The sequence below is a fragment of the Actinacidiphila acidipaludis genome, assembly GCF_019890725.1.
GTDB classification, from domain to species: Bacteria; Actinomycetota; Actinomycetes; order Streptomycetales; family Streptomycetaceae; genus Actinacidiphila; species Actinacidiphila acidipaludis.
Genome location: NZ_JAINZZ010000011.1, coordinates 143,415 through 150,283, shown reverse-complemented (window position 1 = coordinate 150,283; position 6,869 = coordinate 143,415). Strand labels below are relative to the sequence as shown.

Annotated in this window: 5 protein-coding genes; 4 read left to right on the top strand and 1 reads right to left on the bottom strand. The window is 74.5% G+C overall.

The window, feature by feature from the left end; genetic code table 11:
- Positions 1-469: 469 nt before the first annotated feature.
- On the bottom strand, positions 470-1,987 hold the full coding sequence (locus tag K7862_RS12830) for an MFS transporter (protein ID WP_222962660.1): 1,518 nt from the start codon (positions 1,985-1,987) through the stop codon (positions 470-472).
- A 270-nt stretch (positions 1,988-2,257) separates the two neighbouring features.
- Here K7862_RS12830 and K7862_RS12825 point away from each other — a divergent pair, with 270 nt between their 5' ends.
- Genes K7862_RS12825 through K7862_RS12810 form a run of 4 tightly spaced genes read left to right on the top strand, consistent with a single transcriptional unit; the run spans position 2,258 to position 6,670 of the window.
- Positions 2,258-3,436: a histidine kinase gene (locus tag K7862_RS12825; RefSeq protein WP_222962639.1), complete on the top strand. Its 1,179-nt coding sequence runs from the start codon at positions 2,258-2,260 to the stop codon at positions 3,434-3,436.
- A complete protein-coding gene (locus K7862_RS12820) occupies positions 3,433-4,305 on the top strand; it encodes a LytR/AlgR family response regulator transcription factor (RefSeq protein WP_308011952.1) in 873 nt (290 codons plus the stop codon). Before K7862_RS12825 ends, K7862_RS12820 begins: the two co-directional genes overlap by 4 nt.
- Positions 4,302-4,880 (top strand): hypothetical protein, encoded by a 579-nt coding sequence (locus K7862_RS12815; protein ID WP_222962638.1) that lies wholly within the window; start codon positions 4,302-4,304, stop codon positions 4,878-4,880. The genes K7862_RS12820 and K7862_RS12815 overlap by 4 nt, the downstream gene beginning before the upstream one ends.
- Complete coding sequence (locus tag K7862_RS12810) at positions 4,877-6,670, top strand: sodium/solute symporter (RefSeq protein WP_222962637.1); 1,794 nt, start codon at positions 4,877-4,879, stop codon at positions 6,668-6,670. The genes K7862_RS12815 and K7862_RS12810 overlap by 4 nt, the downstream gene beginning before the upstream one ends.
- Positions 6,671-6,869: the final 199 nt, after the last annotated feature.

Below are 6,869 nucleotides of genomic sequence, written 5' to 3'. Positions count from 1 at the left end.
GGGCGGATGCACATTCCTGCGGGGAGCGCTTCCTCCCCACCCCCTGGCAGTGAAAGTGGCCGCAGGGGGTGTTACCGGGGTACCCCGGTCCTGCCCAGGCGGCTCCATGGACCACCAAGGGGGTGGGGAGGAAGCGCTCCCCGCAAGGACTTGTGCACACCCCCGCCCAGCCGGACGGAAGAACGGTCACGCACAAGTCCGAGGAGACGCTTCCGGACTGCCCCCGACAAGTGGACGAACGGCACGTGATTCAGGGGCGCGGGGAACTGCGCGAACAGCCACGACGGCGCAGTAGACGGCAACGCACCGCAAGGGGCAGGACGAGCCCCGAAAGGGCGCGAGGTCCCCCAGACTTCGTCCAAGAGGTGCCCCCAACGCGACAAGCCACGACGAGGCAGCAGACGGCAATGCACCGCAAGGGGCAGGGCAAGGCCCTGAGAAGGCGCGGGGCACCCCGGAAGCCGAAAGGTCAGTCGTGGACGGGAGGTGGAGGGGTGCGGGAGGTGGGCCGGGGGGAAGGGGACGCCTCGTCCTCGGGCTGGACGCCGGGGCGCAGCCCGAACTTCGCGACGACCGCGGCCACCGCCATGATCCCGGCCATGACGTAGAACACCGTCCGCGTGGAGTACGCGAAGTCCAGCCGGACGTAATGGGGGATGGAGCCCGCCCCCGAGGACGCGCTGCGCGACTGCGCGAGGGACTGGGCCCGGGCCGAGGCCTGGGACGCCGGCACCCCCTGCGCGATGAGCGACCCGCGCAGATGCGACTGGAACACCGACACCGAAATCGTGCCCAGCACCGCCAGCCCGAGGCTCGCCGCGAAGTTGCGGACCGTCTGCGTGATGCCCGTCGCCTCGCCGTACGACAGCCGCCCGGCCCGGTTCACCGCGTCGGTCGTCGCGGGCGTCAGCATGAGTCCCATGCCGGCCCCGGCCAGGATCACGTACCACTGCTGGCTGCCGAAATCGAGGTCCGTGACCTGGCCGGCGAGCAGCAGGAAGCCCACGGCCGCCAGCACGCACCCCAGCACGACCGGCCGCTTCGCCCCGCCGCGGTCCAGCATGCGCCCGCCGATCTGGGAGGCGATGACGAACCCGATGAAGAAGTACAGCAGGTAGATACCGGCCTCCGAGGCCGACTTGCCCAGGCCGATCTGTGCGTACTCGCTGGCGAAGAAGAACAGCGGCACGAACACCAGCATGGAGATGCCCAGCACGAGGTTCTCCACGCCGAACGCCCGGTTGCGGAAGATCCGCACCTGCATCAGCGGCGACGGTGTGCGCAGCTCGACCAGATAGAAGGCCACGAGCAGCAGCAGGCCGCCCGCGATGCACAGCCCGATGCCCGGGTTCGACCAGTGCCAGATCTGCGCCTGCTGGAAGCCGAACACGCTCAGGCCCACGCCGCCGGCGATCAGCGCCAGACCGCGGTAGTCCATCGGCGCCGGCCGGTGCTCGGTCACCGGCTTGGCGATCGCGATGAGCACCAGGGCGACGACGGCGACGGGCACGTTGACCCAGAAGATCGCCCGCCACGTCCACTGCGTCAGATAGCCGCCGAGAATCGGGCCGATCGCCGTCAGCCCGCCCGCGATGCCGAAGAACAGGGCCAGCGCCCGCCCCCGCTCGCGGAGCGCGAACGTCTGCACCACGATGCCCAGCGCCGCCGGGAACATGATCGCGCCGCCGACCCCCTGCACCGCGCGGAACGCCACGATCCACGCCTCGGCCGCCCCGCCCTTGGGGGTCAGACCGCACAGCAGTGACGAGGTGGCGAAGATGATCACCCCGGCGACGACGACCGTGCGGTGGCCGACGGTGTCGGCGAGCCGCCCGCCGTAGGCGAAGAACGCGGCCAGCGTCAGCAGGTAGGCGTTGACGGCCCACTGCAGGCCGGTGGTCGACAGGCTCAGCTCCTGCTGGATGTTCGGTGCCGCGATCGACACGATCGTCTGGTCGATGAAGGTCATCGCCACCGCGAAGATCATCGCCGCGAGAACCAGGTTCCGGGACCTGCCGCCTGTCGCCGTTCCGCTCACCCTCGCTCCTCACTGTGTTCCGAACGCCCGGCCGATGGCCCGCTTATGTCATACCGTCGGCCACCGCGCGGCGAGCCGCCATCGCGCGTCCGCCAGTCGGGCGCCCGCCGCACCGTGCGCCGGCCCGCGGGCCGTCGGGGTCGTCCGGGTCGTCGGGAATCGTGAATACCCGTCCCGGGACCTGTCCGGCCTCCCGCTCGCTGGCCATAATGCGGGGGCATGGGGTCCGTGATCACCGTGGTGGCCGTCGCGCTGGTCGTCGCCGGTGCCGCGGCGGGACTGTTCTGGCTGGTGCGCGGCCGGCGCGGGTTCGGCACGCCCGCCGACCGGGCGGCCTTCGCCACCCTGCACGAGGCGTCGCTGGCCGCGCCTCCGCTGCGGGACGGCCTCAATCCGGACTCCGCCCGCCGCGCCGCCCGCCATCTGCGCGCCCTGCTGGGCACGCCCGCGCTGGCCGTCGTCGGCGACGGCGAGCTGCTGGCCTGGGAGGGTCCCGGCCGCCGGCACGCGCCGGCCGCGGTCGAGCACGCGCGGGAGGCGATGGAGACCGGACGCCCCTGGGTGGTGCCCGCCGAGCTCGTCGAGTGCGGCGACCTGGACTGCCCGGTGCGCAGCGCCGTCGTGGTGCCGCTGGTGGTCGACGGCCTGGTGGTCGGCGCGCTGTCCGTCTACGGGCGGCAGGTCTCGGCGGGCCTGGTGCGGGCCGCCGGCGAGGTCGCGCACTGGGTGATCGCACAGCTCGAACTCGCCGAGCTCGACCGGTCCAGGACCCGGATGGTGGAGGCGGAACTGCGGGCCCTGCGCGCCCAGATATCCCCGCACTTCGTCTACAACTCGCTGACCGCGATCGCGTCGTTCGTCCGTACCGATCCCGACCAGGCGCGTGAACTGCTGCTGGAATTCGCCGAGTTGACGCGTTACAGCCTGCGGCGGCATGGCCAGTTCAGTACCCTCGCCGAGGAACTGCGGTCCGTTGACCGCTACTTGCGGCTGGAGCGCGCCCGGTTCGGCTCCCGGCTCCAGGTCGACCTGCTGATCGCTCCCGAGGTGCTGCCGGTGGCCGTGCCGTTCCTGTGCCTGCAGCCGATCGTGGAGAACGCGGTGCGGCACGGCCTGGGTCCCAAACCGACGCCGGGCCGGGTCACGATCCGGGCCGAGGACGCGGGCGCGGAGTGCCGGATCAGTGTGGAGGACGACGGGGTGGGCATGGACCCCGAGGAGGTGCGCGTGCAGCTTGCCGGGGAGGGCGAGGGCGACTCGCTCGGCCTGGGCAACGTCGACGAACGGCTGCGCGCGGTCTTCGGCGACGAGTACGGGCTCGTCGTGGAGACCGCCCCGGGCGCCGGGACGAAGGTCAACGTCCGGGTGCCCAAGTACCGGACGGGGGTGCGCGCGTGAGGACGCCGCTGCGGGTCCTGGCCGTCGACGACGAACCGCCCGCCCTGGAGGACCTGACCTATCTGCTGCGCGGCGACCACCGCATCGGGCGGGTGCTCTCGGCGGGCAGCAGCGACGCGGCGCTGCGGCTGCTGGAGTGCGAGGCGGTCGACGCGGTGTTCCTCGACATCCGCATGCCCGGCCTGGACGGGCTCGACCTGGTGCGCGTGCTCCGGCGCTTCGCTCACCCGCCGGCCGTCGTGTTCGTCACCGCCTACGAGGACTTCGCCGTCGACGCCTTCGCCCTCAAGGCGTGCGACTACCTGCTCAAGCCGGTGGGCCGGGAGAGGCTGGCCGAGGCGGTGCGGCGGGTCGCCGAGCTCATCGACGGGGCGGCGGCGGGCGGCACCGGCCCCGGCACCGGTCCCGGTTTCGGAGTCCCGGGCGGCGCGGACGGTTCCGGCGGCGCGGGACACCTCGGCGGGCCCGCGGGCCCTGGCGGCCCGGGTGCCGGGCGCCCCGACCGGGCCGACCGGGCCGACGAGCGCATCCCCGTCGACCTCGGCGGCGTCACCCGGTTCGTGTCGCGCGACGAGGTCGCCTACGCCGAGGCCCAGGGGGACTACGTGCGGCTGCACGCCGGAGGGCGCGCGCCGCTGGTACGGGTCTCCCTCGCGGTCCTGGAGGAACGCTGGGCGCCGCACGGCTTCCTGCGCATCCACCGCGGCTATCTGGTGTCGCTGCGGCACGTCGAGGAGCTGCGCTCCGACGCCGGCCGGTGGACGGTCCGGGTCGCGGGCCGGGAGCTGCCGGTGGCCCGGCGGCACACCCGCGAACTGCGGGACCTGCTCGTGCGGTGGGCGCCCGCGCCCGGTGACGGGCCGTCGTGACCGGGACGCCGCCGCCGTCGCGCCGTGTCGCGGTCACCGCGCCGCGCCGGAACCGCTCCAGCGGCTGGTCGGCCCGCGCCCGCGCGCAGGACCTGCACGCCCAGCCGCGGCTCGGTCAGATCTATCTGCGCGCCCTGGTCCGGGACCAGTTGCGGCTGGCGCTGGGCGTGCTGGCGGTGCTCACGGTGGTGCTGGGCGGTCTGCCCGCCGCGTTCGCGCTGCTGCCGGGCCTGCGCACGGTCGAGGTCGTCGGCATCCGGCTGCCGTGGCTGCTGCTGGGGGCGGTCGCCTATCCGGTGATGGTCGGGGTGGCCTGGTTCCACGTCCGCCACGCCGAGCGGGTGGAGCGGGACTTCACCGACATGCTCAACGCGCCCGGCGCGGGCCCCGGTTCACCCCCGGACCCCAAAGCCGCCGGGGTGCCGGTACCCGGCCCCGCGCACGCGTCCCGGAGCGGAGCGGAAGCCGCCGGCGGCGCGGCGGCCGCGGACCCCGATCGCGCCGATCCCGGCCCCGGCCCGGGGACCCCGCCCCCAGCCACCACCGGCGGCGACACCACTCCGGGCGTCCGGTGAACCCCGCACTCGGGCTGGCCGCCCTCGCCATCGTGCTGGCGGCGACCGTCGCCATCGGCGTCTACGGGCTGCGCCTGTCCCGGGCCACCTCCGACTTCTACGTGGCCTCCCGTGAGGTGTCCCCGCTGTGGAACGCCTCCGCGATCGGCGGCGAGTACCTGTCCGCCGCGTCCTTCCTCGGCGTGGCCGGACTGGTGATGGCCTACGGTGTCGACATGCTCGCCTACCCGGTGGGCTACACCGCCGGCTACCTGGTGCTGCTGCTCCTGGTCGCCGCGCCGCTGCGCCGCTCGGGCGCCTACACCCTGCCGGACTTCGCCGAGGAGCGGCTCGGCTCGGTGGCGGTGCGGCGGGTGGCGAGCGTGCTCGTCGCGGTCATCGCCTGGCTCTACCTGGTACCGCAGCTCCAGGGCGCCGGGCTGACCCTCCAGACGGTCACCGGGGCGCCGCGCTGGGCCGGAGCGGTGGTCGTGGCGGCGGCCGTCACGGGCGTGGCGGCGGCCGGCGGCATGCGCAGCGTCACCCTCGTCCAGGGCTTCCACTTCTGGCTCAAGCTGACCGCGATCGCCGTGCCCGCGGTCTTCCTGGTGCTCGCCTGGCGCTCGGCCGGCGCGCCCGCGCTCACCGGACCCGACGTGCCGCGCTTTCCGCACACCACGGTCGTCCGGCTCGACGGCCAGGTCCGGTTCGACGTCCGCACGGCGGTCACCGTCGGCGTCCGGGGGGCTCTCGACGGCGCGACGTACGCCTCGGGCCCGGGGCCCGGACCCACCGGCGGCGACCCCGGCGCGGGCGCCCCCGTACGGCTGGAGCGCGGCGAGCACACCGCCGGCCCGGACACCAGCCTGCGGTTCCCCGCGGGCGCCGCCGTCCCGCACCGCGAGGGACTGGCCCCCGCCACCGGCGCCTCCTGGGCGAACCCGCTGTCGGGCGCCGGCGGGCGCTCCCACCCGCTGTACGCGGTCTACTCGATCCTGCTGGCGACGTTCCTGGGCACGATGGGCCTGCCGCACGTGCTGGTGCGCTTCTACACCAACCCCGACGGCCGGGCGGCCCGCCGCACCACGCTGCTGGTCCTGGTGCTGCTGAGCGTCTTCTACCTGTTGCCCACGGTGTACGGCGCGCTCGGGCGGATCTTCGCGCCGCAACTGCTGCTCACCGGGCAGACCGACACCGCCGTGCTGGTGCTGCCGCAGCTCACCGAGGCGGGCGGCGGGGGACGGCTGCTGGCGGCACTGGCCACCGCGGGGGCGTTCGCCGCCTTCGTGTCGACGGCCTCCGGGCTGACCGTCTCGGTGGCCGGGGTGCTCTCGCAGGACCTGATGCACGGGTCGGCCCGGGCCTTCCGCTGGTCGACGCTGCTGGCCGGCGGCCCGCCGCTGGTGATGGCCACGGCCACCGCCGGGCTGCCGGTGGCGGACGCGATCGGGCTGGCGTTCGCGGTCGCCGCGTCGTCGTTCTGCCCGCTGCTGGTCCTCGGTATCTGGTGGCGCGGGCTGACGGACGCGGGCGCCCTGCTGGGGCTGGTGGTCGGCGGCGGCCTGGCGGCGTGCGCGGTGGTGCTGACGAGCGTGCGCGGGGCGGGCAGCGGCTGGTCGGCGGCGCTGCTGGAACAGCCCGCGGCCTGGACGGTCCCCATCGCGTTCGCCGTGATGATCGCCGGGTCGCTGCTGACCCGCCACCGGCTGTCGGCCGACGCGGTGGACCGGGTGATGCTGCGCATGCACCTGCCGGAGGAGGTCGGCTCGCTGCCGCCCGCCGTCACCGAACCCCTGCCGCCCGCGCGCTGAGCGGAATCCGGCCACCCGGGCGGCGACCGCGGCGCCGTCCTCCCGCGCGGCCCGGCGTGCCGTCTGAACTGCACGGAGTGCCAGGGCCGTTGGGCGCACGGGAGCGACCGCTCGGCGTACCGGAGCGACCGTCCGGCGAACCGGCGGTACCGCTGGGCGACGTCCGCGGCCGGTCCCTGGCCGGGTGGCCGGATCCGTT

Excerpts from the sequence above, each read along its gene's own strand:
- K7862_RS12830 (WP_222962660.1), bottom strand. The coding sequence starts at position 1,987 with ATGATCTTCGCGGTGGCGATGACCTTCATCGACCAGACGATCGTGTCG.
- K7862_RS12825 (WP_222962639.1), top strand. The coding sequence starts at position 2,258 with ATGGGGTCCGTGATCACCGTGGTGGCCGTCGCGCTGGTCGTCGCCGGT.